This is a genomic window from Tenacibaculum profundi, assembly GCF_057162725.1.
In genome coordinates, this window is record NZ_CM169894.1 from 612,918 (window position 1) to 637,870 (window position 24,953).

The 24,953-nt window shown below is 28.2% G+C and carries 28 protein-coding genes; 14 read left to right on the forward strand and 14 right to left on the reverse strand.

Features of this window, described 5'->3' with window-relative positions:
* Window positions 1-29: 29 nt before the first annotated feature.
* On the reverse strand, window positions 30-1,106 hold the full coding sequence (locus AC2GW8_RS02415) for a glycosyltransferase family 4 protein (RefSeq protein ID WP_440881204.1): 1,077 nt from the start codon (window positions 1,104-1,106) through the stop codon (window positions 30-32).
* 88 nt (window positions 1,107-1,194) lie between these two features.
* On the opposite strand from AC2GW8_RS02415, the gene AC2GW8_RS02420 reads away from it, so the two are divergent.
* Window positions 1,195-2,217 carry a WaaS/CpsH family glycosyltransferase gene (locus tag AC2GW8_RS02420; protein ID WP_440881205.1) on the forward strand — a complete coding sequence of 341 codons (1,023 nt, stop codon included), beginning with the start codon at window positions 1,195-1,197 and terminating at the stop codon, window positions 2,215-2,217.
* 81 nt (window positions 2,218-2,298) lie between these two features.
* Here the strand turns inward: AC2GW8_RS02420 and AC2GW8_RS02425 are convergent, their stop codons facing one another.
* The 3 genes from AC2GW8_RS02425 to AC2GW8_RS02435 all read right to left on the reverse strand — a co-directional run bounded on the left by AC2GW8_RS02425 (window position 2,299) and on the right by AC2GW8_RS02435 (window position 5,035).
* On the reverse strand, window positions 2,299-3,414 hold the full coding sequence (locus AC2GW8_RS02425; protein WP_440881206.1) for a glycosyltransferase family 4 protein: 1,116 nt from the start codon (window positions 3,412-3,414) through the stop codon (window positions 2,299-2,301).
* Window positions 3,415-4,155, reverse strand: a complete 741-nt coding sequence (locus AC2GW8_RS02430) for a glycosyltransferase family 2 protein (RefSeq protein WP_440881207.1) — start codon at window positions 4,153-4,155, stop codon at window positions 3,415-3,417. It abuts the gene before it with no gap.
* A 64-nt stretch (window positions 4,156-4,219) separates the two neighbouring features.
* Complete coding sequence (locus AC2GW8_RS02435) at window positions 4,220-5,035, reverse strand: 2,3,4,5-tetrahydropyridine-2,6-dicarboxylate N-succinyltransferase (RefSeq protein ID WP_440881208.1); 816 nt, start codon at window positions 5,033-5,035, stop codon at window positions 4,220-4,222.
* Window positions 5,036-5,154: 119 nt separating this feature from the next.
* Between AC2GW8_RS02435 and ruvX the strand changes: the two genes are divergently transcribed.
* From ruvX to mazG, 4 genes are read left to right on the forward strand one after another with little or no spacing between them, the layout of a single operon-like run.
* Entirely contained in the window at window positions 5,155-5,565 is a 411-nt protein-coding gene (ruvX, locus tag AC2GW8_RS02440; RefSeq protein ID WP_440881209.1) for a Holliday junction resolvase RuvX, read from the forward strand.
* 54 nt (window positions 5,566-5,619) lie between these two features.
* Window positions 5,620-6,204 (forward strand): peptide deformylase, encoded by a 585-nt coding sequence (gene def / locus AC2GW8_RS02445; RefSeq protein ID WP_440881210.1) that lies wholly within the window; start codon window positions 5,620-5,622, stop codon window positions 6,202-6,204.
* A 27-nt stretch (window positions 6,205-6,231) separates the two neighbouring features.
* A complete protein-coding gene (locus AC2GW8_RS02450) occupies window positions 6,232-6,657 on the forward strand; it encodes a DUF5606 family protein (protein ID WP_440881211.1) in 426 nt (141 codons plus the stop codon).
* A 41-nt stretch (window positions 6,658-6,698) separates the two neighbouring features.
* Window positions 6,699-7,481 carry a nucleoside triphosphate pyrophosphohydrolase gene (mazG, locus tag AC2GW8_RS02455; RefSeq protein WP_440881212.1) on the forward strand — a complete coding sequence of 261 codons (783 nt, stop codon included), beginning with the start codon at window positions 6,699-6,701 and terminating at the stop codon, window positions 7,479-7,481.
* Between the two features lie 32 nt (window positions 7,482-7,513).
* On the opposite strand, the gene AC2GW8_RS02460 is transcribed toward mazG, so the two are convergent.
* The 3 genes from AC2GW8_RS02460 to AC2GW8_RS02470 all read right to left on the reverse strand — a co-directional run bounded on the left by AC2GW8_RS02460 (window position 7,514) and on the right by AC2GW8_RS02470 (window position 10,810).
* Window positions 7,514-9,052, reverse strand: coding sequence for a bifunctional metallophosphatase/5'-nucleotidase (locus AC2GW8_RS02460; protein WP_440881213.1), 1,539 nt, complete (start codon window positions 9,050-9,052; stop codon window positions 7,514-7,516).
* Between the two features lie 92 nt (window positions 9,053-9,144).
* The gene (locus tag AC2GW8_RS02465) at window positions 9,145-9,948 is read right to left on the reverse strand and encodes a hypothetical protein (protein ID WP_440881214.1); all 804 of its coding nucleotides are present in this window, start codon (window positions 9,946-9,948) and stop codon (window positions 9,145-9,147) included.
* A 4-nt stretch (window positions 9,949-9,952) separates the two neighbouring features.
* Window positions 9,953-10,810: a hydroxymethylglutaryl-CoA lyase gene (locus AC2GW8_RS02470; RefSeq protein WP_440881215.1), complete on the reverse strand. Its 858-nt coding sequence runs from the start codon at window positions 10,808-10,810 to the stop codon at window positions 9,953-9,955.
* Window positions 10,811-10,987: 177 nt separating this feature from the next.
* Between AC2GW8_RS02470 and AC2GW8_RS02475 the strand changes: the two genes are divergently transcribed.
* The 4 genes from AC2GW8_RS02475 (at window position 10,988) to lysA (ending at window position 15,199) form a co-directional block, all read left to right on the forward strand.
* Window positions 10,988-11,521, forward strand: coding sequence for an RNA polymerase sigma factor (locus AC2GW8_RS02475; RefSeq protein WP_440881216.1), 534 nt, complete (start codon window positions 10,988-10,990; stop codon window positions 11,519-11,521).
* Between the two features lie 9 nt (window positions 11,522-11,530).
* Complete coding sequence (locus AC2GW8_RS02480) at window positions 11,531-12,067, forward strand: hypothetical protein (RefSeq protein ID WP_440881217.1); 537 nt, start codon at window positions 11,531-11,533, stop codon at window positions 12,065-12,067.
* Entirely contained in the window at window positions 12,054-13,145 is a 1,092-nt protein-coding gene (locus tag AC2GW8_RS02485) for a hypothetical protein (protein WP_440881218.1), read from the forward strand. The genes AC2GW8_RS02480 and AC2GW8_RS02485 overlap by 14 nt, the downstream gene beginning before the upstream one ends.
* 845 nt (window positions 13,146-13,990) lie before the next feature.
* Entirely contained in the window at window positions 13,991-15,199 is a 1,209-nt protein-coding gene (lysA, locus tag AC2GW8_RS02490) for a diaminopimelate decarboxylase (RefSeq protein WP_440881219.1), read from the forward strand.
* A 52-nt stretch (window positions 15,200-15,251) separates the two neighbouring features.
* Here the strand turns inward: lysA and rplI are convergent, their stop codons facing one another.
* From rplI to rpsF, 3 genes are read right to left on the reverse strand one after another with little or no spacing between them, the layout of a single operon-like run.
* Window positions 15,252-15,701: a 50S ribosomal protein L9 gene (gene rplI, locus AC2GW8_RS02495; protein ID WP_440881220.1), complete on the reverse strand. Its 450-nt coding sequence runs from the start codon at window positions 15,699-15,701 to the stop codon at window positions 15,252-15,254.
* Between the two features lie 15 nt (window positions 15,702-15,716).
* Entirely contained in the window at window positions 15,717-16,013 is a 297-nt protein-coding gene (rpsR, locus tag AC2GW8_RS02500) for a 30S ribosomal protein S18 (RefSeq protein WP_133536510.1), read from the reverse strand.
* Between the two features lie 3 nt (window positions 16,014-16,016).
* On the reverse strand, window positions 16,017-16,358 hold the full coding sequence (rpsF, locus tag AC2GW8_RS02505) for a 30S ribosomal protein S6 (protein WP_440881221.1): 342 nt from the start codon (window positions 16,356-16,358) through the stop codon (window positions 16,017-16,019).
* A gap of 364 nt (window positions 16,359-16,722) precedes the next feature.
* On the opposite strand from rpsF, the gene AC2GW8_RS02510 reads away from it, so the two are divergent.
* The gene (locus AC2GW8_RS02510) at window positions 16,723-17,886 is read left to right on the forward strand and encodes a hypothetical protein (RefSeq protein WP_440881222.1); all 1,164 of its coding nucleotides are present in this window, start codon (window positions 16,723-16,725) and stop codon (window positions 17,884-17,886) included.
* Between the two features lie 250 nt (window positions 17,887-18,136).
* Here the strand turns inward: AC2GW8_RS02510 and AC2GW8_RS02515 are convergent, their stop codons facing one another.
* The 3 genes from AC2GW8_RS02515 to AC2GW8_RS02525 form a co-directional block, all read right to left on the reverse strand.
* Entirely contained in the window at window positions 18,137-18,964 is an 828-nt protein-coding gene (locus AC2GW8_RS02515) for a prohibitin family protein (RefSeq protein ID WP_440881223.1), read from the reverse strand.
* A gap of 202 nt (window positions 18,965-19,166) precedes the next feature.
* On the reverse strand, window positions 19,167-19,349 hold the full coding sequence (locus AC2GW8_RS02520; RefSeq protein WP_440881224.1) for a zinc ribbon domain-containing protein: 183 nt from the start codon (window positions 19,347-19,349) through the stop codon (window positions 19,167-19,169).
* Between the two features lie 56 nt (window positions 19,350-19,405).
* Window positions 19,406-21,424 (reverse strand): VWA domain-containing protein, encoded by a 2,019-nt coding sequence (locus AC2GW8_RS02525; RefSeq protein ID WP_440881225.1) that lies wholly within the window; start codon window positions 21,422-21,424, stop codon window positions 19,406-19,408.
* Between the two features lie 134 nt (window positions 21,425-21,558).
* On the opposite strand from AC2GW8_RS02525, the gene AC2GW8_RS02530 reads away from it, so the two are divergent.
* Window positions 21,559-21,903 carry a hypothetical protein gene (locus AC2GW8_RS02530; protein WP_440881226.1) on the forward strand — a complete coding sequence of 115 codons (345 nt, stop codon included), beginning with the start codon at window positions 21,559-21,561 and terminating at the stop codon, window positions 21,901-21,903.
* 79 nt (window positions 21,904-21,982) lie between these two features.
* Here AC2GW8_RS02530 and AC2GW8_RS02535 read toward each other — a convergent pair whose 3' ends face one another.
* Window positions 21,983-22,375: a group III truncated hemoglobin gene (locus AC2GW8_RS02535; RefSeq protein WP_440881227.1), complete on the reverse strand. Its 393-nt coding sequence runs from the start codon at window positions 22,373-22,375 to the stop codon at window positions 21,983-21,985.
* A 63-nt stretch (window positions 22,376-22,438) separates the two neighbouring features.
* Between AC2GW8_RS02535 and AC2GW8_RS02540 the strand changes: the two genes are divergently transcribed.
* The 3 genes from AC2GW8_RS02540 to AC2GW8_RS02550 all read left to right on the forward strand — a co-directional run bounded on the left by AC2GW8_RS02540 (window position 22,439) and on the right by AC2GW8_RS02550 (window position 24,953).
* Window positions 22,439-23,035 carry a Crp/Fnr family transcriptional regulator gene (locus AC2GW8_RS02540; RefSeq protein ID WP_440881228.1) on the forward strand — a complete coding sequence of 199 codons (597 nt, stop codon included), beginning with the start codon at window positions 22,439-22,441 and terminating at the stop codon, window positions 23,033-23,035.
* 142 nt (window positions 23,036-23,177) lie between these two features.
* Window positions 23,178-24,521 carry an adenylosuccinate lyase gene (gene purB / locus AC2GW8_RS02545; protein ID WP_440881229.1) on the forward strand — a complete coding sequence of 448 codons (1,344 nt, stop codon included), beginning with the start codon at window positions 23,178-23,180 and terminating at the stop codon, window positions 24,519-24,521.
* A gap of 12 nt (window positions 24,522-24,533) precedes the next feature.
* Entirely contained in the window at window positions 24,534-24,953 is a 420-nt protein-coding gene (locus tag AC2GW8_RS02550; RefSeq protein WP_440881230.1) for a hypothetical protein, read from the forward strand.

Here is a 24,953-nt window from a genome sequence, read left to right on the forward strand (position 1 = left end):
ATTATAGTTGATTGTTTTGTAAAAAGAAATTATATCAAACTTTCATATAATTTCACGTATTCTTTTGCCATTTCAACATAACTATATTGTAAGGCCCATTTTTTTAATTTTTGCTTTTTATCTGGAGTTGATAAATAATTTTTTATTCCTTTTTGATACCGTTGAATCATATGCTTAGGCTCAAAAGTTTCCCAATAGTAACCCTCCTTACCAACAATTTCTGGCAAACTAGTTTTATTACTAACAAATACAGGTTTCCCATAATACATAGCTTCTATTGGGGGAATTCCAAACCCCTCTGCAATAGAAGGGTGAACAAGTGCTTTACAATTTTTAATTAGTAATATTTTATCTTTCTCTTCAATATTTTCATAAATTTTTAAACGATCTTGAAGACCTCTTTTTTTAACCTCATTTAAAAATATTGAATAATATTCTGACTTTTTATTACTACAAATTAAAACTAAATGTAAATTTTTATTATTCTCAATTATTGGAAGTAAAGCTAATTGATTTTTTTTAGGATGAAGTACACCTATATTAAGCAAATATTCACATTCTTTTAATTCATTAAATTTAACAGGTAACTCGTCATCTTTTAAGTCTTTAAAAATCAAACCATTGTGAATTACTTTAATCTCCATATCAACAGGAAAAGTAAATAAGTTTTTATTTTTTATAAAATCTTTTTTTGTAAACTCTGAAATACAAACTAAATACTTGGTATTAACAAGATTTTTATTAAAATTTGATATAAATTTATTTGTTTTTTTTTTAGAAATGTTTTCGTGTAAAAAATTTAAATCATGTAATGTTATGATTTTTTTTCTGTGTCTACTTGGAAAATAAGAACTTCCTTGGTGCATTATATGCAAAACATCATATTTTTTCGATGTAGGATTATAAAACTTATGCCAAAACTTCCACTTTTCAATTTCAAAAGAATTTATTTTTAACAAAATATCATTCGTTCCGTAAAAAGCCAAATATTTTCTGTAGTTCAACTTATCTAACCCCCTATAAAGTGATTCACAAACATTTGACAAACCCGTATTTTCATAGCGCATCCGTTCTAAATCAATAAGAATTTTGGTATCTTTGGGCATCATTGGAAATTTACAAGCAAAGGTACATATTTTGACTTTCTCATTACATAAATAATTATATTTTTACGACCTCATTTAAGATCATAATATGAAAAAAAGAATTATTTTAGGGCTTCCTAAAAGCTTTAGTATGTTTGAATCTATAAAAACAAATTTAGAGTTTTATGGTTTTGAAGTTATTTCTGTATGCTTTACTGAGCATGAATTCAAGTATAAAAATTTTTCACAAAGAGCCTATAATTTTTTTCGAAAAACTTTTTTGAACGATAAAACTTATAAGGGTAAGTTAAAGTTTGAAAAGTCTAAAGTAGAAATTGATAAAATTATTGATTCTATTGAAGGTAAAGTAGATTATTGCCTCTTAATTCGAGCTGATATTTATCCTATTGATACTCTTCAAAAATTGAAAAGAAAATCAAATAAATTTATTGCTTATCAATGGGATGGCTTACATAGATTTCCTGCTATTTATAATTATATCCCTTTATTTGATCGATTTTTTGTTTTTGATAAAAATGACTTAAATAATAAAAAGTATAATTTACTACCCGTAACTAATTTTTATAATGATTTTGATACGCAAATTATTCCGCAAGCATTATGTAAAAACGATGTTTTTTTTATCGGTTCTTTTATAAATAAAAGAATGCCTCAGATTGAAAGATTTGTATCTTATTCAGAAAAACTTGGACTAAAATTAGATTTCATAATTTTTTCTTCACACTTGCCAGATCAAGAAAAGTATGACATTAAAGGTATAAAATATATAAATAAGCATCTGCCCTATTCTGAAAACTTAAAAAGGCTTAAAAATGCAAAAATCGTTATCGATTTTCTTAATGAAACTCATGTTGGTTTATCATTCAGGACTTTTGAAGCTCTATATTATGATAAAAAACTAATTACCAACAACATAGAAGTACTTAAATATGATTTTTATAAACCTGAAAATATTTTTATTTGGGACGGTTATAATTTAGAAGGTCTAGAGGATTTTATTAATACACCCTATGTTGCTGTTGAAAAAGAAATAAAATTAAAGTACGGTTTTAAAAATTGGTTAGCGTACGTTTTAGGAAATGAAAATCATACACCAATAGAGCTGCCTTAAAAAGGTATAAACCTCTTTGAAAAATGTAATATAAAACCACTTAAAATTGACTTATTTTTCAAGTTTTATGTTTATTACCTATTAATAAAGTATATCTGTATAAATTTTATTTATATTTTTAGCGATGTAATTGTCTTTAAACTTTTGAGCGTACTTATATCCTTCCTCTGTGATCTCATCACGCAATTCTTTCGAAGACAATAACAACTTAATTTCATTTTCCATTGCCATAACATCTGTGGGGTCCACATATCTTGAATATTTCCCCCCAGCTTCAGGAAAAACACCACTATGAGTAGTAATAACAGGAGTTTTTGAAAATAAGGCTTCTATAATCGGAATACCAAAACCTTCAAAAACACTTGGATAAATAAAGATTTCTGCTAATTGATACAAGGTGGACAATTCATCCATCGATAAGCCTTCTAAAAAAATGACTTTACCGCTTAGATCATTTGCAGAAATATATTGTTCAATTTCCTGAAAGTACTTCGTTCTTCTACCTACAATAACTAAAGAAATATCAATATTTTTTATTGATTTTACTATGGTCAATGCATTCTTTCTTTTTTCAATAGTACCTACATTAAGTAAAAATCGATTTGGTAATTGAAGCTTCTTTTTTAAATTTTCCTTTTCTACATTGGTTCTTTCAATCTTAAAAGCATTATGGCAACCTTGATAGACTACCTTTATTTTTGACTCTGATATTTTGAGATATTTTATTATATCTCGCTTAGTTTGCTCACTTATAGCAATTACGCAATCCGCATTTTCAGCAGCATATTTAAACTTTGAAAAATGAATTTTTCTATCAAAATAAGAGTACCATTCGGGGTATCTCATAAAAATTAAATCATGTATCGTAACTACAGATTTTATACCATTTTCTTTGAGATTACGTGGAATTTCTCCTGACAAACCATGAAAAACATCAATATTATTACTTTTAATTTGCGAAATAATAGCTCTTTGACGCCATAACGAAGATAATTTCTTCCAAAGCCAAGAGTCTGGCATAACCTCTTTCATTGAAGGCTGAAGCTTTAAACGATGTATCCTTTTAGGTTTTGGGTTGTATAAATAGTAAATGTTAGAGGGATGATAAGTACTTAAGATACGTACTAAATCTCTACTGTAATTTCCTAAACCTGTCGCGTTATGAAAAATACGTTTGGCGTCAAATCCTATCTTCATCTATTTATTATTTAATTTTTTTAATAATTTGAATCTCTTCCACACACCATAAGAAAGTATATATGAAAACTGAAACCCTCGATATCCATTTAAGAAGCCTAACTTAAAAAAATAATGTATAAAAAACCTTAACATCGGTTTAATAAATTGATGGTATAAAGTTACTTTTTTTTGGTTTGAATAAAGCTCCAAGGCTTTTAATTTAGCATAGTATTCGATTTTAGTTTTAAATTGATTCATACTTCTAAATGTATAATGATTTAAATTTCCTTTAAGCTTTCCTAAAGAGCCATCTATTTGAATTGTCTCATGAACAATTCCTTTATAAAAAGAATCCCTTTTATGAAATAAACGAGCAATTTTATTATCAAAGCCTCCGAAATATAACCTCCTTCCCTCCATAAAAGTTCTTCTTTTTAAAATAAAACCTTTATGTTTTTCATTACTATGTAAATTAGAACAGATACTTTCCCTTAATTCATCTGTAATTTCTTCATCTGCATCAAGCAAGAATATCCAATCATTTGTCGCTTTTCTTATTGCATAATTTTTTTGTGAAGAAAAATCATCAAATTGTCTTTGGATTAATTTCGCTTTATTATCAATAACAATTTCAACAGTCTTATCAGAACTAAAAGAATCAATAACGATAATCTCATCAGCAAAAAAAGCAGAATCCAATGCTCTTTGAACATTGGATTCTTCATTTAATGTTGGTATAATTACAGTTAATTTTGTCAACTCTTTTTTATTAAAAATTATATAAAAAACTTATTTTTTAAAATATGTAGTTGTTTTTTGAGAGTTACACTGCAACATCATACTCTCTTAATGCATCATTTAATGATGTCTTTTTGTTAGTACTTTCTTTACGTTTTCCTATAATTAAAGCGCAAGGAACATTATATTCTCCTGCAGCAAAACTTTTAGTATAACTTCCAGGTATTACGACTGATCTTGCAGGAACAACTCCTTTCATTTCAATAGGCTTTTCTCCCGTAACATCAATAATTTTAGTAGATGCTGTAAGCACAACATTTGCTCCTAAAACAGCCTCTTTCTCCACTTTAACTCCTTCTACAACAATACATCTTGAACCTATAAAAGCATTATCTTCAATAATTACAGGCGCGGCCTGAAGTGGTTCTAAAACACCGCCTATACCCACTCCACCGGATAAATGTACATTCTTCCCTATTTGAGCACATGACCCTACTGTAGCCCATGTATCTACCATAGTACCTTCATCAACATAAGCTCCAATATTAACGTAACTTGGCATTAAAATGGTTCCTGATGATATGTACGAACCATGCCTTGCTACTGCATTCGGTACTACTCGAATTTCTTTTTCCTTGTAATTTCTTTTTAATGGAATTTTATCATGGTACTCAAAGATACCCGCCTCAAGTGTTTCCATTTTTTGAATCGGAAAATATAATACTACTGCTTTTTTAACCCATTCATTAACTTGCCATCCATTACTGTTTGGTTCAGCAACTCTTAATTCACCTGCATCTAATAAATCAATTACTTCTCTAATTGCATTTACAGTGGTTTCTTTTTTTAATAATTCACGGCTATCCCATGCTTTTTCTATAATAGATTGTAATTCTGTCATCTTAAAAACTTATTTCTCGCAAATATAAATTGTGTTCTCAAATTGAACACGAAGATACATTTTTTAAACAGAAATTTAACTCCTGTTTAAATTCACTATTTTTGCCTTAAAATAAAAAAATGGGACGAATTCTAGCTATTGATTATGGAGTAAAACGAACAGGGATAGCGGTAACAGACGAATTTAAAATTATAGCCTCAGGATTAACAACTGTGAATACTGAAAATCTGATAACATTTCTTAAAAATTATATTAAAAAAGAAAATGTAGAACTTTTTATTATTGGTAAACCTAAGCGAATGAACAATACAAACAGTGAAAGTGAAATATTTATTATTGATTTTTTAAAGCAACTTCATAATACTATGCCTGAAATTCCAGTTGAACGCGTTGATGAACGTTTTACATCTAAAATGGCTTTTCAAACGATGATAGATAGTGGGCTTACAAAAAAACAGCGTCGAGATAAAGCTTTAATTGATGAGATAAGTGCCACTATTATATTACAATCGTACTTATACAATAAATAGTTTTTTTTCAGAACTCCATTCTTTGTATTTTTGTCGACATCAAAAATTAAATAAATGATTTTACCCATAGTAGCATACGGTGATCCGGTATTACGTAAGGTTGGAAGAGAAATAGATGCTAATTATCCTAACTTAAAAGAGTTAATTGAGGATATGAGGCAGACTATGTACAACGCTCAAGGAGTTGGACTAGCCGCTCCTCAAATTGGAAAAGACATTCGTTTATTCTTAATTGATGCAACTCCTTTTGCTGAGGACGATGATCTTACGGAAGAAGAAAAAAATACCTTAGAAAACTTTAATAAAGTATTTATCAATGCTAAAATCATCAAAGAAGAAGGAGAAGAATGGTCTTTTAATGAGGGATGTTTAAGTATTCCTGAAGTAAGAGAGGATGTTTACAGGCAAGAATTTGTTACTATCGAATATCAAGATGAAGAATTTAATACTCATCAAGAAACATTAAAAGGATTAGCAGCAAGAGTTTTTCAGCACGAATATGATCATATTGAGGGAGTTCTTTTCACGGATAAATTATCTTCTTTGAAAAAAAGACTTTTGAAAAGAAAATTAGATAAAATTTCTAATGGAAAGATTAATGCTGGCTACAGAATGCGATTTCCAAATAAAAAAAAGTAAAACGAAGTTATAAAATATAAATGATATATGGAGTTTAGTAAAATTATTGCCGTTACTGGAAAACCAGGGCTATTCGAAATTTTATCTCAAACAAAAACAGGTGTTATTGTAAAATCTATTGTAGATGGTAAACGCTTTCCTATTACAGCAACACATAATGTTAGCTTGTTAGAAAATATAGCGATATACACTTATGAAGAGGAAGTTCCTTTAGCTCAGGTAATTAAAAATATTTCAGATAAAGAAAGTGGAAAAGAAAGTATCTCTCATAAAGAAAGTAATACTACCTTGTTATCTTACTTTTCAGAAATTTTACCGAGTTTTGACGAGGAAAGAGTATATGCCTCAAATGTAAAGAAAGTGATTCAATGGTATAATATTTTAGTTAATGCCAAGTTTGATTTTAGTACTCTAGTTTCAGAAGCATCTGTAGAAACTGAAGAGGAAGAATAATACAATGTTTTTTAAATTATTATTAAAAGGTTTATGCGTTTATGAACTCTCGTAAAAAACAATTGAAAGCATTCAATCGTCTGTTGGATATTATGGATGATCTTAGGGAAAAATGCCCTTGGGATAAAAAGCAAACGTTGCAAAGCCTAAGACATTTGACTATTGAAGAGACTTACGAATTGGCAGATGCTATTTTAGATAATGATTTAGATGAAATAAAAAAAGAATTAGGCGATGTGCTTTTGCACATCGTTTTTTATTCTAAAATAGGAAGCGAAAAAGAAGCTTTTGATATAGCTGATGTTGCTAATTCAATTAGTGATAAGCTCATTAAAAGGCATCCTCATATTTATGGTGATATTACAGTTTCTTCTGAAAAAGAGGTCAAACAAAATTGGGAAAAAATAAAACTAAAAGAGGGAAAAAAGAGATCAGTTCTTGAGGGGGTTCCTAACAGCCTCCCCGCTTTGGTAAAAGCGAATAGGATTCAGGAAAAGGTTGCTGGAATTGGCTTTGATTGGGAGGAACCACACCAAGTTTGGGATAAAGTGCAAGAGGAGCTTTCTGAGCTAAATGAAGAAATAAAAAATAATAATCCTGAAAAAATTGAAAAAGAATTTGGAGATGTTCTATTTTCTATGATAAATTATGCCAGGTTTATCAATGTAAGTCCTGAAAATGCGTTAGAAAAAACTAATAAAAAATTTATAAATCGTTTTAAATTTCTAGAAAAAGAAGCTACCAAAGCCGGTCGTAATCTATCAGAAATGTCTTTATTGGAAATGGATGAAATTTGGGAAAAATCTAAAGAATTTTATAAGTAATCTAATCGTTATTTGAGAAAATAAATAATTTCTTAATTACGCTTGTTTTTAAGATACATTATCACAGCTTTTCTTATATCTGTAGCCATCTCTTCTTTTTGTGGTCGATAAATATTAAGTACATTTTTATTTTTACTGTTTAAAAACGGAATATCAAACCCCTTCAACAAATAGTCTGATATGGCAACCAAATATTCTTTATCTTCAATTAACTCTTGATTGTTAACAATCCATTTGTCAATTTTTTTTTTAACATTATATTTTTGCAGAAAAGCTCCTGTACCTGAAGCATTAGTACCATAATTTAAAACCTTTAGAAGTAAATTTCCACGTAATTTAACCTTTAGTATTGGACCTCCATATGGTAGTACTTTAAAAATATCAATTGCGTTAATCGCTCCATATAAAACATCATCAATTCTTATAGACCCTCCGTTAACCAAGGCACAATCAACTTTATCTTTATAAGCAAAACTCATTGCTTTAGTTATTAAATCTCCCATATTAGTTTGAACACTTCTTATTGGTGTATCTCTAGCGTCTAAAGAATCATTCGCTGTATATATTATTTCCTCTGGATTATTTACAACCTCTTTTATCTTTGTTTTTAAAATATTTTGCCATTTGTTAACAATAGTGTTAACTTCTTTATCGAATGCTATCCCCTTATTTACTTCCTTTAATTCAGATTTAAAAGTAACCTTACGAGTATTAGGATCATATTTAAATCTATGAATGTAAGCTGTTTTTGCATTTGCATCTGCTTTTGTAATTGTAACTCCTCCAACTCTATCATGAGAGTTTGTATGCTCATGTCCCCCCATTATCAAGGGAATATCTGGTAACATTAAAGCTATTTTTTTATCCTGTTCTATTGTAAGATGAGTAAGCCCCAAAACAATATCCACTTTAGGTTTTAAAGTATTATAAGATCTTTTAATTTCATCATATATATTTCCATAAAACACATAGTCTTTAGGATTGGAAGGAATGCAAACACTTATAAAACCAATTTTAAGCTTTTGATTTTCGCCAAAATTAAACTCTTTTATAAAGGTTTCTTTAATATCGGTTTTTACGTCATTATTTTCTTTGCAAAATTTTCTTTTTTCTCCGTTAATTTGATGTAAAACATTTGATGAAATCCAATCAAAATTACTCTCATTTATTCGCTTTTGTAAATTACTAAAACTCAAATCAAATTCATGATTACCAAAAGCAACTAAATCAAAATTCATAGCATTCATTACTTCTATCATTTGTTTTCCTCTAACACGGTCACCATCTACTTTTATGGTTCCTAGAAGGGATGGATTTAAAAAGTCACCAGCCAAAACTGTTAGAGTATTTTTATTTTCTTTTAATAACTCTTTTCTTATCGTTTCAACTCTTGCCATACCTCCATAATTCCCATTTTGTATAGGAGCTATTTCATAGACATCATTTAACTGTAAAATAGTAAACTCAAATAAATTACTTGAAGTTTCAGATGAAGATTTTTTTTTATCTACGCATCTTCCTGAAAGGAAACAAATTATTAAAACTAGTAAAAATTTAGTTGTTTTTTTCATTAACGATATGCTATTTTTCTTGTTTATATCTGTATCTATGATCGAAACAAATAGTACCTAAAAATTAAATATTTAATATTTTTGAGTTTGGATTAACGTAAGTAAAGTCGCGTATTTACCCTTATTTGCCTTCTGTACTCAACAAGTTCTGGAAATTGATAAAAAAAGTTTATTTTCTTTTGAGCAATAGTTTTAGGATGCTTTATTTTTTTCTTTAAAACAAAGAATGTCCAACTTTCAACAATGTCTTCTTCCGGACTCTCAGCAGCATAATCTGTTACAAAGTCGGAGAAATTTTCTCTGTAAAGCCCAAAAAGTTTTTCAACACAACTTTCTTCAGTAAAGCAGTGTCTCTCCTTAATAACATCCCACTTTTCAAGTAGTTTCCCTTTCCAAAATAGAGATACGAATTTGTTTAAGTAACTGTTTTTATAAGACTCCCCTTCGATTGTTAAATAAGGCTCTCCTTCCTCTTGACTAATTTTGTTTGTTGGTCTTATTTGCGTACTATTTAAGGTCAATAAATGTCCAAATTCGTGTACCAAAGTATAAACTGACTCTCTTAACCTTCTTTTATTTTTAGTTCTAAAATTTACGTCAATAGTATCTATTACCAATTGCCATTTATCATTTCTTTCATTTAAGGCTCCTAAGGCTCCCGTCTTTTCATCAAGACCATCTGAAATTAAAACTAATTTTTTTATGTATTTTTTTACAATTGGTTTAGGAAATATATCATAAAATGTTTTCCAATGTAATGCTGCCAAGTCATCGTTTTTTGTATAATTTTTTATAAACCTACCATTGCTTATGTTCCATGCTCCGATATTCTCATCGTTAGATGAGTAATTAAAAAATGAAAACATAACAAAAAAAGAAATAATAATTAACTTCATATGATTAAAAAACTTCAAGCGCCTTATTATAAGCACTTTCAAAACTCATTGGTTTTATGTTTGTTTTTACATTCTTTGAGGTAAAATAAGACAATAATTTTTCAGTTGGCATATTTCCTGTTAAATCATCTTTTGCCATTGGGCAACCTCCATAACCTTTTATTGCACCATCAAATCGTCTACATCCCGCCTCAAAAGCGCTATCTATTTTTTCAAACCATGAATCAGGAGTAGTGTGTAAGTGAGCTCCGAATTCTATATTTGGAAACTCAGGTATTAAATTTGAAAACAAATACTCAATGACCTTTGGTGTTGAACTACCTATTGTGTCTGATAAAGATAATATATTTACACCTAACTTACAAAGCTTTTCTGTCCATTCTCCAACAATATCAACATTCCAAGGATCGCCATAAGGGTTCCCAAATCCCATTGATAAATAAGCAACAACTTTCTTATTAGCTCTATTCGCAATTGCTAGTATTTCTTTTAATGTTTCAACAGACTGACTTATAGTTTTATGAGTATTTCTCATCTGAAAATTTTCTGATATTGAGAAAGGATATCCCAAATAATCAATTTCATTTAAAATAGCTGCATCATTAGCTCCTCTTATGTTTGCTACAATAGCTAGGAGTTTACTTTTGGTAGACGACAAATCAAGACCCGCTAATACATCTGCTGTATCTCGCATTTGTGGAATTGCTTTTGGTGACACAAAACTTCCGAAATCAATCGTATCAAACCCTACTTTTAATAATGCATTTATATATTTAATTTTCAAATCAGTGGGTATAAAGTGTCCCTTAATACCTTGCATAGCATCTCTAGGGCACTCGATAATTTTTACACTGTTACTCATCGGTCAAATATACATATTTTCAATAAACTTTTGATTTATCAGCCTAATACTATTCAAATAATTAACTTAGTAATTATAAAATTAGTTTTGCACTTAATTAAACTTTTTATTTTTAAAGTGTCACATAAAAACAAAATCACTGTCTATACAATAGATTAAAACTCTTTGAAGCAACAAATGTCAAACATCAATCAACTAATTGAACGTTGTAAAAAGGACGATAGTAATGCCCAATTACTTATCTATAATAAGTATTATAAAGCAATGTATAATAGTGCGTTTAGAATTCTAAACGACCAATTCGAGGCTGAAGATATCATGCAAGAAGCTTTTTTAGCTGCTTTTTCTAAACTAAATACTTTTAAAGGAGAAGTTGCCTTTGGTGCGTGGTTAAAAAGAATTGTTATCAACAAAAGTTTAAATCAACTCAAAAAGAACTCAAAATACAATGATTTAAAAATAGAGTTAAAAAATAATTATAATGATATCGAAGAAGAAATTGATTACTCAATGATAAACGTAAAACAAATGTTAAGCGCACTAAATCAATTAAAATCAAATTATAAAATTATTTTAACATTAAACCTAATTGAAGGATATGATTATGAAGAAATTTCTGAAATATTAAACTACACCAATGAAAATGTAAGAACCCTAGTTTCTAGAGCCAAAAAAAAATTAAAACAATTATTAGTAAGTAAAACCGAATAAGAATATTTTATGAAAAAAAATAATTTATCGTCTTTTCTAAACAATAATGATTTTGATATTCACGAACCCTATCCAGGTCATGTTGATCGTTTCAAAAGAAAATTAAACCTTAAAAAAAATAACAATAATTTTTCTTGGAAATGGCTGGGTATTGCAGCTTCAGTAATTTTGATAATCGGTTTTTATTTAGGTAGAATGAAAATATATTCATCAAAAGACAGCATAATCAAGTTTGCTCCTGAAATGGCTGAAACAGAATATTTCTTCATTACAACAATTCAACAAGAGTTAAAAGATATTGAAAGGTACCGAAATATTGAAACCGAAACATTAATTGAAGATGCTTTAGATGAAATTGAAAATTTAGAAGAGCAACATCAACTATTTATAAAAGAACTAAAGAATAACAACAATAAAAAACTAATTATTAAGAACCTAATAAACAACTATCAACAACGATTAAATATTTTAAAAACCTTATTAACCAAACTTGAAAATCAAAAAAAATCAAAGAAAATTGAACAAAATTATAATGAAATTATTTAATAGCATATCGTTGATACTTTTATTATTTTCAAATTTAAGTTATTCATTCAACGATCACGGACATAACAGATACGAAAAAAATAAAACAATTAAAAAAGAATTTCTTGTAAATGAAAATGCCACTTTATCCATTGATAATAAATATGGTAACTTGAATATAGACACTTGGAATGAAAATAAAATTGAAATCAATATTAAAATTATTGTGAAGGGAAATTCAGAAAGTAATATTGATGAAAAATTAAATAGTATTTATATAGATTTCACCGCTAATAAAAGTATGGTTAAGGCAAAAACTATTATCGAAAACAAAAATAGTGTTTGGTCTTTTTGGCGAAATCAAAAAAATAATACATCCTTCAAAATACACTATACAGTAAAAATACCTGCTAACAACAATGTTTTCTTACAAAATAAGTTTGGGAATATTCAATTAGATGATTTATGGGGAAAAGCTACTATTAATTGTTCTTTTGGTAATATTGAAATTGGAAAGCTTCAAAACTCAGAAAATAATATAAACCTAAATTATTCTGAAGATTCAAATATTGAGTATTTAACTTTTGGAAATATTTCAGTTGATTATTCTACTTTGAAAATAGATCAAGCAGAAAAATTGATGGTCGAATCAGATTACTCTAATATAAAATTTGGTAATATTAATTCGATAATTTACAATTGCGACTACGGAGGAATTTCTATCAATAGTGTTGTAAACCTAAAAGGTAATTCAGACTACACTAGAATAAAAATCGATTCATTAGAAAAAAAACTAGATATTGATACGGATTTTGGTAACCTTAAAATTCAAGAAATAAAAAAAGGATTTGAAAAAATTAATATCAATGCAAGCTATGCAAGTATTACGCTTGGTACCAAAACTGACAACAATTTTAAATTTAATGTTAATATAAGTTTTGCTAGTTTTAGTTTTCCTTCAAAAGAAATTCTATTAAATAAAAAAATTAAAAAATCATTCAAAAAATATTATGAAGGCAAATTTGGTAAAAACGTTTCAAATTCTATTATAAATATAAACTCGAGTTATGGTAAAGTTTCTTTGAAAAAATACAATTAAAAAAGTGAATTTATTGCAATTATTAGTATTATGATTTTCTATTTCAATATATTTTCAGAATTGGGTTGGTTCTAAAAAAATTAAAGATAGCGAGAGAGTGATTTCAAGGGAAAGAAAAATTAAAGAATTCAACAGACTAAGTATTGGATGTTCTTTTCTTATTATAAAGGAAGAAAGAAAATTGTTTTTTTTGACTATCGAGGCCAAAGACAACGTAATTCCATACTTAGAAACGAAAGTTAAAAACATACATTTAAAAATTGGGGTTAAAAATAACATGAATTTTCAAATATCTTAAAACATTGTTTTTAGAGTACACTTTAATTAAACATCATCAATCTCTATAATAAGATCAGAAAAAATAATTATAGAAAAAGAATTCATAATCAAAATATCGATTTAAATGTTGGCAGCTCAAGAACGATTAAAAAAGTTACCAATGTACAATTAATAAAAAACAAAAGTTGGTGGTTCTTATTCAATTAAATTAAGCGGAAAAACAAATAATTTGAAATACTCTAAAGGTGGATCCGAAAATGTAAAAGAATTAAATATAATATCAAAAATTTAAATATAACTTGATCAAATAATCTATATACCCACGTAAATAAAGTTAGATTTGAAAATACATATTACAAAGGAAAAGCATCAAGAATAAAGAAGTCTATTTTTAGTTCTGGAAAAATTATCAATAGAACTGAACAAAGTATAGCAAATTAAAATTCAATAAATCAGCTTAGTGAGTTTTTAATATATTTCTACAAAAAAAATAGATATGTTTATTTCTTAAAATTAATTTCTACTATTATTTCCCTTTTTTAATTTTGATACTTTAATTATTAAAAATGGATAAAAAAGAATTATTGAGGTTATCAAATACCTATGGTTGTCCTTTATATGTTTATGATACAGACATCATAACTAGTCAATATAATAAAATAACAAAAGCTTTTTCAAAAGTAAAAAACGTTAAAATAAACTATGCTGTAAAAGCACTTTCAAATATAAATATTTTAAAAGTTTTTAATTCTTTAAAGAGTGGTTTAGATACAGTATCCATACAAGAGGTTAAGTTAGGGTTATTAGCTGGTTTCAAGCCTAAAGATATTATATATACACCGAACGGTGTTTCATTACAAGAAATAGAAGAAGTTGCCAAGCTTGGTGTTCAAATTAATATTGATAACTTATCTATTCTTGAACTATTTGGACAAAAACACCCAAAAACCCCTGTGTGTATACGTATTAACCCTCATGTGATGGCTGGAGGAAATAGTAAAATCTCAGTTGGTCATATCGATTCTAAATTTGGAATCTCAATACACCAAGTACCACACATAAAACGTGTGGTTGAAAATACGGGAATGCATATCAATGGTATTCATATGCACACAGGTTCTGATATTTTAGATATTGATACATTTATAAGAGCCACAGAAATTTTATTTGAAGTTGCAAAACAGTTCAAAAATATTGATTTTATTGATTTTGGAAGTGGCTTTAAAGTACCGTATAAAAAAGATGATATTTCTACAAATATTGAAGAATTAGGAGAAAAATTGACCACGAGGTTTAACACATTCTGTAAAAATTACGGGAAAGAAATTACTTTAATGTTTGAACCAGGAAAATTCTTAGTTAGTCAATCTGGATATTTTTTAGCTAAAGTAAATGTAATTAAACAAACAACTTCTACTGTTTTTGCGGGGATCGATAGTGGACTTAATCATTTGATTAGACCTATGTTTTACAATTCATATCATTTTATTGAGAATATTTCAAATCCTAAGGGACGTGAACGATTTTACAGTGTTGTTGGCTATATTTGTGAAACAGACACTTTTGGTACCAATAGGCGTATCTCTGAAATTTCAGAAGGCGATATACTTTGTTTTCATAATGCTGGTGCTTATTGTTATTCAATGACATCTAACTATAATTCAAGATATAAGCCTGCTGAAGTTATGGTTCACAAGGGAAAGGACTACCTGATAAGAAAACGAGAAACGTTTGAAGATATACTAAAAAACCAAGAACAAATAAAAATGTCTTAAAAAAAAAACCGTCATTAGACGGTTTTTTTAAGAAAAAAATATTTTTCTTAGTTTATTTTTCTGCAACTACTTCAAATACAATATCAGCAACTACAGTTCTATGTAAACGAACCGCCGCATTATATTTTCCTAGTCTTTTAACATTTCCACCAGTAACTTTGATGAATTTTTTGTCTACCTCTGTACCTGCTTTCGTTAGTGCAAGCGCTACATCGGCATTATTCACTGATCCAAATAATTTATCTCCTGAACCTACTTTTGAAGCTATTTTAATTTCATATCCTTTAACAGCTTCTGCTAATTTAGTTGCATCTTCTATTATTTTCGCTTCTTTAAAAGCACGTTGCTTCAAATTTTCAGCCAATACTTTTTTAGCCGAAGAAGTAGCTAAAACAGCATGACCTTGCGGTATAAGATAATTTCGACCGTAACCGTTCTTAACGTTTACAACATCGTCTTTAAAACCTAAGTTTTCTACGTCTTGTTTTAATATCAATTCCATTGTTCTACTTCTTTATTATTTTAACATATCACCAACATATGGCATTAACGCTAAATGACGAGCTCTTTTGATAGCTTGAGCTACTTTACGTTGGTACTTTAATGATGTCCCTGTCAAACGTCTAGGTAAAATCTTACCTTGTTCGTTAACTAAATACATTAAGAAGTCTGCATCTTTGTAATCGATATACTTGATTCCATTTTTTTTGAATCTACAATACTTTGCTTCTTTTTTAGTTTCTATATCAAGAGGCGTTAAATAACGCACTTCTCCTTGCTTGTTTCCTTTTGCTTGTTGATCAATAGACGCCATAGGTTATTTTTTAGAGGATTTGACACGTTGTTTTCTTTTTTCAGCCCAAGCAACAGCATGTTTATCTAACTTTACAGTTAGGTATCTCATAATACTATCATCTCGTCTAAACTCTAGTTCAAACGGAGCGATAACATCTCCTCCTGCTTTAAACTCAAATAAATGGTAAAACCCACTTTTTTTCTTTTCGATTGGATATGCTAACTTCTTTAGTCCCCAATCTTCTTTGTGAATCACTTCTGCTCCTTTTGAAGTCAAATAATCTTCAAATTTCTGCACTGTTTCCTTTATCTGACCTTCAGATAAAACGGGATTCAATATGAAAACAGTTTCGTAATGGTTCATATATAATTAAAATTTAATTTTAAGCGTGCAAATATACATGATTTATTAAAATAAAACCAAAACTAAGGTAATTTTTCTAAATTAAAATCAAACATGGTTCGTTTATAATCTAATTTATTACAAACAACTTTTTTAACTCTTAATTCTTTAGACACCTTAAAAAAAAGGTATACTTAACAATTTTGGCCTCTTTTTTTGACGAAAACCAAACACCTCAAAAAAACAAAAAACTAAAAATCAATTATTTAACACACGTAGTTTTTGGTTTTTAACAAAAAATTAACTATGTTTGCATCTCCAAACCAAAACTTAGTCTTCAAATCTACCACTGCTTAATCTATTTTGAAATTTAATTTTTATTTTTATGCAGAAGCTATTTATTACTTTGTTAACATTTGTCTTATTTTCATGTTCAGACAATATTATCGAAGATACTGATTTGAAAAGTAATATTGATGAAGAGAGTTTTTTAAGTGATTTAGAAAAATCATCAAAATACAGAAATCAAAAAGATTTCGGAATAACTAAACTCAAAGAAATCAAAAGATTAAACCCTAAATTTATTCCAAAAAACATTATTACAAAAAGTCCTAACTATGAAATTACCACATCACTTTACCAGTTAAAGGATTTAAATGGTAACGTATTGAAAGAAGAAAAAAATACTATTAAACTTTATCAAACTGATCAATTTCAAAGAAATAATTTTTCTTTGAGAATAAGTAGATTTCTTTCGGGTAATGGTACTTTCGGTGGTAATGAACAAGAATTTCTTAAAAACGCTTTTAAAAGGTTTAGAAAAATGTATTCACATCCTCATTTCATCACATACATGGACAGAGCTGGAATTACAAAACCTGGAGCGGTTGTATATAATAAAATAAGACACGATTCCAAAGCTATCGTTTTTCAAAGAAAAAAAGGTATAAAAGCTATGAAAGCTAACGGAAGTAAAATTTCTGTATCAAATCAAATCAAATTTACAGGTGGTGTAAAGCCATTAGGAAAATTATCTCATGAAATTGGACATGTATATGGTTATGGGCATGGAACAAATGTAAATGCCGCAATGGAACGTTATGTAAAGAATTTTTACATGGATGGTGAAATTTCCAATTACGACCTTTTCAATATAAATGCGTTCAAGTATGAACACAAAGTAGAGGTTGATGCTCCATTAAACAATACTTGGATACTAAAAAGATTTAGAAAGAAAAACAAATTAAAAGTATATAATAAAAAATTACCTTTTCACCCATTCTTAAAATTCGATCTTGTTAACGGAAATAGAGACTTTACAGGATCTAATGGAAGCGTATCAATTAGTGGACAAGTTGAAAACTTAACTTATGATAAATTAAACATAAGTACAATAACTACCTCAGAAGCTTACACAAATGCTCTAAGCATACACTTAGATAAAATTTTGAAGCATGGGGTTTCATATGAAATTAAGGATACCAATATTCTATGGATTAGAAATCAGAAAGGAAAAGTAATTCTTGAATATCTTTTAAAATCAGAATAATTTTTTATTGGTTTTAGAATAATTCTTAGTCATAAAAAACCTCAAAATAAATATATTTATTTTGAGGTTTTTTTAATTATATTGTTTTCAATTGAGAATTAATTTCTGTCTGCCTCCTCCCTTCTATTCTTTTAATTTTGATTTCAAATCAAAATTAGCTAAACTAAAAAACCTTATGAACTAAAAGAACAAACCTCTTTAAATTCATAAAGAGGCCCTAATTTTATAATTTAAAATAGTTATATTTACATTATTGATTTCCTAATATTATTGGCATACCTGATTTTCCTGACCCAATAATAACAACCTTACTATTAGGGGACTCTGACAATTTATTTGTAGCTTCTATTCCCTTATCTCTTAAAATCTTATCTGTTAGTGAAGCACTCAATATTTTATTTGCATCTGCTTTCCCCTTTGCCTCTATCCTTTGTCTTTCTGCTTCTTTTTCTGCTTTTTCTATTCTAAATTGATACTCTAGAGATTCTTGTTCTTGTTTTAGTTTTCTTTCAATTGCATCACGAATGGTATTAGGTAATTGAACATCTTCTACCAAAACTCTTTCAACAATAATAAATTGATCTTTGAGTTCATCTTGTGCTTCTTCTAAAATTTCTTGTTCTATTACATCTCGTTTACTTGAATACAATTGTTCTGGTGTATACCTACCAACAACACTTCTTGCAGCTGCATTAATTGCTGGATCTAAGATATCTGACACATAATTTGTGCCTTTGGTTTTTATTAAGTTCCCTAAACTATTGTAATCTGGTCTAAACCAAACAGTTCCGTCAACACGAACTTCTAATCCATTAACAGACAGAACGTTCATTTGATCAGAAATAGACTGTTGTCGAACTTTTTGAACGATCATTTTATTCCAAGGTGCCACAATATGAAACCCCTCTCCAAAAGTTTTTGTTGTATTAATACCATCTCCAAATCTCTCAAAGATCACACCAGCCTCACCTGGGCCTATTGTCTCTGTTGATTTTATCACAAATATTAAAGAAATGATTGCTATTGGGATTAAAAAAGATCCTTTAGGTATGTTTAACTCAATTTGATTTTTTGCCATTTTTAAAGTTTTAGTTTAATCAAAAATACGATTAAAATATAATTTTCTATCTATATTTTTTTATACTGTATTTATATTAATCAAAACTCTAAAACAATATTAATCAAACTAATAAAAACACATAATAGCAAAATCAGATTACAAAAGCTTTGCCTTAAATATATTACTGTAATAATCATTATTATCTTTCCATTAAAATATTTTATTGCTCGGTATTTAAAGCTCTGAATTCAATTAAATTTCCAAAAGAAAAAAACACTTCAATCTGAATAGGATTACAACAGTTTTCACAATCTTCAATGTAAGATTGGTTTGATATACTTGTGTCTATTAACATCGAGATTTCTAGCCAACAAAATGGACATTTAAAAAAATGTTCTATCATAATTCTTAAAATGAATTAATTATTGGGAACATAAAACTTTTAGTTTTTTTACTTTTTTAAATGCGCCCAAAATATTTTCTAATAAACCATTCTGAAGCTAAAGAAATTACTATTAAAATTAAATACCACTTCCATTCAATTAAACTCTTTTGTGATATAATTGACTCCTGCACTTTAGAATAATTTGGATCAGAGTTTAAGTTATTTAATAAAGCCGCAATCTGATTGCTATAATATACCTTTCCATTGGTATTCAAGGCTATTTTTTTAAGTTTATTCTGATTTGCATTGACAAATTGTTCTTCAATCTCAAAAGCAGTAACTCTAAAACTCCCCCTGTTTGTTATAGATTGACCTTTTACCGTTACTTGATATGAGTAAATTCCTGGCTCTAATCCTTCTATCGAAACTCTGTAAGAATTGTTCATTAAAGAAAATGGATAGCTTATTTCTTCTTTTGTACTACTATTTATAATTTTTAAGTCAAGCGAGGCCCTTTTATCAAAACGATAATTTTGATCGACATAAAATGCTGAAAAAACAATATCTTCATTAGCGGAATAACTTTTTTTTGCCGTTATCTCTAGCCTATTTCGCTTTTTATTAGAAGCCAAGTACTGTATGATATTATTTAAAAATTTATCAAACTCCTCAAAAGACTTCTCTTTTAAATAACTAGAAGATCTCCATTTCCAAATACCTTCTCCGAACAACACCATTGTCTTTTTTTCATTTTCTTCAAGAGCTACTAATAAAGGCTGTCCTGAAGGAATCCCTCCAATATTTTGACCTAATAAAGCTTGATTTTTTCTTGTAAATTGGATTTTTCCAAATTTATCTTCCAATGGTGGAAATTCCTCAAAACCAATATTTTCTTGCATAAAAGTCAAAAAATTGCTGTTGTAAACAGGTGCAGACGCTTCATTTTGATTTATTGTTGATTTTTTTATTCCTAATTCTAAATTATTTATAAATCTCCAATCAGTTTTTATTCCAGAAATTAAAAAATAATTAGAGTTTACCTGATTTAACACATCCCTGAAGCTAAAATTAGGTTGGTAAAAAATAAACATTTGATAATTTTCAATATCAAATGCGTCCTTATTCATTATCTTGATTTCAACTTTTCTTTGCTTATTACTTTCTACTGCTTTTTTTATAGCTCCTAAATCTGGATGTATAATTGAGCTTAACAATAATATTTTTGTTTGTTCATCAATTACCTCAACAGAAAAATCTCTGCTGTTGTTTTTAATATTTTTTTCTTCAATAGAACTTTTGATAGATGCCTGATAATATTGTACTCCTTTTTCTTTAGATTTTAACTCTACACTAATAGTGTTTGTCTTGTTTTTGGGTGAAAAAAAAAGTTTTTTAGAAATCACTTTTTTCCCCTTATGGGTTATCATAAAATTAGCAGTTATAGAGCTGTCTCCTTCATAGAGTATCATTGCTTCAACAGGAAAATTGTTATTTAAATAACTATATTTATTTACATTCAAATTAGAAATTTGTATATCTTGATGGAGCGTTGTATCACCGATAATAATGGGAAAAATTTTAGTTTTCGGCTTATAAAATTCATAGTCATTTCCAGATGTTTGGTTTCCATCTGTTATAAGTATGGTTGCTCTTTTTTTGTTAGGGTACAATTTATCTATGGATAACATTGCTTCATTGATATCTGTTTTTCGCTCATCAAAACTTAAACTATCCGATAATTGAACATCTTCTCCAAAAGAAAAAGAAATTACTTCAAACTTGTTGTTAAGATCTTTATTTTTCTTTATAGATTCGACGATACTTTCTATCTTTTTTTCTTCCTTAAAAAATGCCATTGATTTAGAGTTATCAATCAACAAAGAAATAAGAGGTTTATGATTCTTTGTATCGACAACTTCTATCTGTGGATTGATTAGAAGAACTCCTATAAAAAAAAGTGTCAAGCTCCTCAAAAAAAACAAAACAATTGTAACGCGTGATTGTTTTTTTCCCTGATAAAAATATTGAAAGAAGGCAATAGCAACACTAGCAATTAATACTAGTAAAATATGTGATAGGGTTAATGGATCCAAATTCATTTCTTTTAAAATGTGAAGATATAAATATCTTATAAATATGCATTAAGGTTTTATTCTTATTTATGATTGAACTCATAAATTATAAACAGATTACCCTTTAATTTTGTTTAATAAAAACGAGTTAAATCATGGAGATATCAAATCTAATACAATCGAAAAATACTATTTCAGCACGAAAAAAAAATATTTTAATTGAACTTGTAAATGCTTGGATTAAAAAAGAAGAAAAAAATGCTATCGGAATTGCAATTTTATTTATTATGGTTGGTACTATGATTGCTTCTATTTCAGCAGCATTGGCTATACAAGGTGAAATTGCATATTTCCCATTAATTTTCACTTGTTTATCTGCAATGGGAGCAAATGTGATGGCTATAAGTCAACAACCTTTTAAAATAATTACTTGGACATTTATTATCAATATTCTTGGAAACTTACTTCTAATAATATACCAGCTAAAAGCATATGTTTAATTGGCAAAAAAATAAAACTACAAAAGTCTGCAAGGTTTTTGTAGTTTTATTTAATGTAATTGCATTGAATTTTAATATTTTAAGGTCTACTATCAAATATTTTGAAAAACAACATAGAAGCTATATTTCTTGCTCTTTCTTTGGCATTAAATGCTTTTTCACCAACAAAAAGCTCATCTATTGTAGAAAACCATAATTGAAGCCAACGTCCAAAATGTTTTTGAGAAATACTGTATTTAAAACTTTTATCAAGATTTTTATGTACTTTAACAGGATTTCCTTTAAACTTTCTTACAAAAAACAAATTTGTTTCCCAGAAATCTGTTAGCTTTATTAAATGATTTCCCCACTCCTTTTCTGGAATCATTTCAATAAAAATAGGCCCAATTAAATCGTCCTTTTTTATCCGATCATAAAAAGTTAATACTAATAAGTAAATATCTTCTCGTGACGCTATTTCTTTTTTATCCATATTCATATTAATTAAAAGCAAAAGTATATATTTACCTGAAAACCTTTTATGACCTAAATCATAATGATTCCAGAAGATATTTTATTCGAATTCAACGCTAAGACAGTTACTTACAAAAAAGATGAAAAAATTTTTACTGAAAATGACATTGCGCGAAACTATTACCAAATTTTAAAGGGAGCCGTAAAAATGAATAATTTTAATGATGATGGTAAAGAATTTATACAAGGTATATTTTACAAAAAACAAAGCTTTGGTGAACCTCCGCTTTTTATAAGTGTTCCTTATCCGGCAAACGCTATGACTTTATCGGATTCAGAAATAATTATTTTACCTAAAAAAAAATTATTTGAATTACTAACAGACCACCAAGAGATACATTTTAAAATAACAAAAGCGCTAGCTAAAAGACTTTACTACAAAGCTATAATTGCTTCAGAAATTTCAGGACAAGAACCAATGCATCGGATTTTAAGATTTTTTGATTATTTAAAAAATGATGTTCATAAACTAACATTAAATTCTAACTTTCAAATTCCCTATACAAGACAGCAAATTGCAGATATTTTGGGTTTAAGAGTTGAAACCGTTATTCGCTCAATTAAAAGTTTAGAAAAAAAAGGAGAAGTAAAAATAATTTCAAGAAAAGTTTACAGGTAATTTAACACTTCTTTTAAACACCTGTTAATCAAGCAAAAAAATAAATAATTTAAAAATACTTCTTTAATAAAAATTTCTATTTTTATTATATATTATCAACGCTATAATTTTTATTTTTGTTGCGTCAACACAACAAATAAACATGAATTTAACCCAATTAAATGCTATCTCACCCATTGATGGAAGATACCGTAATAAAGTTACTAGCTTAGCAAATTATTTTTCTGAAGAAGCTTTGATTAAATATCGAGTTAAAGTTGAAATTGAATATTTTATTGCTTTATGTGAAATTCCACTTCCTCAATTGGCTTCTTTCGACAAAAACCTATACACTTTACTAAGAGATATTTACAACAACTTTGATTCACAAGATGCTATCAAAATTAAAGAAATTGAAAGTATAACTAATCATGATGTTAAAGCCGTCGAATATTTTATCAAAGAAAAATTCGATGCTTTAGAACTTGAAGAATTCAAAGAATTTATTCATTTTGGCTTAACTTCTCAAGATATTAATAATACGGCTATTCCATTATCTTTAAAGGATGCTATGGAAGAAGTTTACTATCCAAAATTAGACGCTTTAGTTTCTAAGTTAGCCGATTTAGCTGAAGAATGGGAAGAAATACCCATGCTTGCTCGTACTCATGGGCAGCCTGCATCGCCCACTCGTCTGGGAAAAGAGTTTTTCGTATTTGTTGAGCGTATAAATAACCAAGTTATGCATGCGCAGCACGTACCACATGCTGCAAAATTTGGAGGAGCTACAGGTAATTTTAATGCCCATAAAGTTGCTTATCCAACTATTGACTGGAAAAAATTTGGAACTGAATTTGTTGAAAATATTCTTGGCTTACACCATTCTTTTCCTACTACCCAAATAGAACATTATGATCATATGGCTGCATTATATGATGGTTTAAAAAGGGTAAATACAATTTTAATAGATTTAAATAGAGATATATGGTCATATATATCAAATGATTATTTTAAACAAAAAATTAAAAAAGGAGAAGTTGGCTCTTCGGCTATGCCGCATAAAGTAAATCCTATTGACTTTGAGAACTCTGAAGGAAACTTAGGAATTGCAAATGCAATTTTTGAACATCTCTCTATAAAACTTCCTATTTCACGTCTTCAACGTGATTTAACAGATAGTACTGTGCTACGAAATATTGGAGTGCCTTTTGGGCATACACTAATTGGTTTTACCTCTACGCTAAAAGGATTAAATAAATTATTATTAAATAAAGAAAAATTTAAAAAAGATTTAGATGATAATTGGGCTGTAGTTGCTGAAGCTATTCAGACAATATTACGAAGGGAAGCTTACCCAAATCCTTATGAAGCACTAAAAGGATTAACACGTACTAATGAAAAAATTACACAAAATTCAATTGCCTCATTCATCGATACTCTTAACGTTTCTAATGAAATCAAAAAAGAGCTGAAAGTAATTACACCTTCAAATTATACTGGAATTTAATTGTATTTAAAAATGAGAAAAATCTTACTTGTACTAATTTTCATGCCAATATTAATTAAATGTAAGCCACAACTAAAAGGCAATCCTGACAGGTTTAAATATGGTGTTTTTGAGTTTCCTGCTATCGGAAATATTAGTAAAATAAAAATAACACGAAATGACAGCCTTCAAATTGAAGAGTATACAGAAAAAATTAGTGTTTCAAACGACAGTATGAGTACTGAAAAAATTATAAAAAAGATTGATACTTTTTATATAAAATGGAAAAATAATTTTAACTACACCTGTATCAAAAAAAATCCTAAGACAGACCTTTATAAAGACCCCTTGTTTTTTCAAATAACGAAAGTAACAGAGGACTCTTATGATTTTACATTAAAAATTGGTTACTCAAATTTCAAACAAAAAGGAACAATAAAAAAAATAAAATAA

Coding starts and splice junctions, on each gene's coding strand:
- AC2GW8_RS02520 (WP_440881224.1), bottom strand. CDS start 19,349: ATGATAGAACATTTTTTTAAATGTCCATTTTGTTGGCTAGAAATCTCG.
- AC2GW8_RS02480 (WP_440881217.1), top strand. CDS start 11,531: ATGAAAAAAAATAATTTATCGTCTTTTCTAAACAATAATGATTTTGAT.
- AC2GW8_RS02435 (WP_440881208.1), bottom strand. CDS start 5,035: ATGACAGAATTACAATCTATTATAGAAAAAGCATGGGATAGCCGTGAA.
- rpsR (WP_133536510.1), bottom strand. CDS start 16,013: ATGGCGTCTATTGATCAACAAGCAAAAGGAAACAAGCAAGGAGAAGTG.
- AC2GW8_RS02550 (WP_440881230.1), top strand. CDS start 24,534: ATGAGAAAAATCTTACTTGTACTAATTTTCATGCCAATATTAATTAAA.
- ruvX (WP_440881209.1), top strand. CDS start 5,155: ATGGGACGAATTCTAGCTATTGATTATGGAGTAAAACGAACAGGGATA.
- AC2GW8_RS02475 (WP_440881216.1), top strand. CDS start 10,988: ATGTCAAACATCAATCAACTAATTGAACGTTGTAAAAAGGACGATAGT.
- lysA (WP_440881219.1), top strand. CDS start 13,991: ATGGATAAAAAAGAATTATTGAGGTTATCAAATACCTATGGTTGTCCT.
- AC2GW8_RS02510 (WP_440881222.1), top strand. CDS start 16,723: ATGCAGAAGCTATTTATTACTTTGTTAACATTTGTCTTATTTTCATGT.
- AC2GW8_RS02425 (WP_440881206.1), bottom strand. CDS start 3,414: ATGAAGATAGGATTTGACGCCAAACGTATTTTTCATAACGCGACAGGT.
- AC2GW8_RS02485 (WP_440881218.1), top strand. CDS start 12,054: ATGAAATTATTTAATAGCATATCGTTGATACTTTTATTATTTTCAAAT.
- AC2GW8_RS02450 (WP_440881211.1), top strand. CDS start 6,232: ATGGAGTTTAGTAAAATTATTGCCGTTACTGGAAAACCAGGGCTATTC.
- rpsF (WP_440881221.1), bottom strand. CDS start 16,358: ATGAACCATTACGAAACTGTTTTCATATTGAATCCCGTTTTATCTGAA.
- AC2GW8_RS02460 (WP_440881213.1), bottom strand. CDS start 9,052: ATGAAAAAAACAACTAAATTTTTACTAGTTTTAATAATTTGTTTCCTT.
- AC2GW8_RS02470 (WP_440881215.1), bottom strand. CDS start 10,810: ATGAGTAACAGTGTAAAAATTATCGAGTGCCCTAGAGATGCTATGCAA.
- purB (WP_440881229.1), top strand. CDS start 23,178: ATGAATTTAACCCAATTAAATGCTATCTCACCCATTGATGGAAGATAC.
- AC2GW8_RS02420 (WP_440881205.1), top strand. CDS start 1,195: ATGAAAAAAAGAATTATTTTAGGGCTTCCTAAAAGCTTTAGTATGTTT.
- rplI (WP_440881220.1), bottom strand. CDS start 15,701: ATGGAATTGATATTAAAACAAGACGTAGAAAACTTAGGTTTTAAAGAC.
- AC2GW8_RS02535 (WP_440881227.1), bottom strand. CDS start 22,375: ATGGATAAAAAAGAAATAGCGTCACGAGAAGATATTTACTTATTAGTA.
- AC2GW8_RS02515 (WP_440881223.1), bottom strand. CDS start 18,964: ATGGCAAAAAATCAAATTGAGTTAAACATACCTAAAGGATCTTTTTTA.
- AC2GW8_RS02415 (WP_440881204.1), bottom strand. CDS start 1,106: ATGCCCAAAGATACCAAAATTCTTATTGATTTAGAACGGATGCGCTAT.
- AC2GW8_RS02530 (WP_440881226.1), top strand. CDS start 21,559: ATGGAGATATCAAATCTAATACAATCGAAAAATACTATTTCAGCACGA.
- AC2GW8_RS02540 (WP_440881228.1), top strand. CDS start 22,439: ATGATTCCAGAAGATATTTTATTCGAATTCAACGCTAAGACAGTTACT.
- mazG (WP_440881212.1), top strand. CDS start 6,699: ATGAACTCTCGTAAAAAACAATTGAAAGCATTCAATCGTCTGTTGGAT.
- AC2GW8_RS02465 (WP_440881214.1), bottom strand. CDS start 9,948: ATGAAGTTAATTATTATTTCTTTTTTTGTTATGTTTTCATTTTTTAAT.
- def (WP_440881210.1), top strand. CDS start 5,620: ATGATTTTACCCATAGTAGCATACGGTGATCCGGTATTACGTAAGGTT.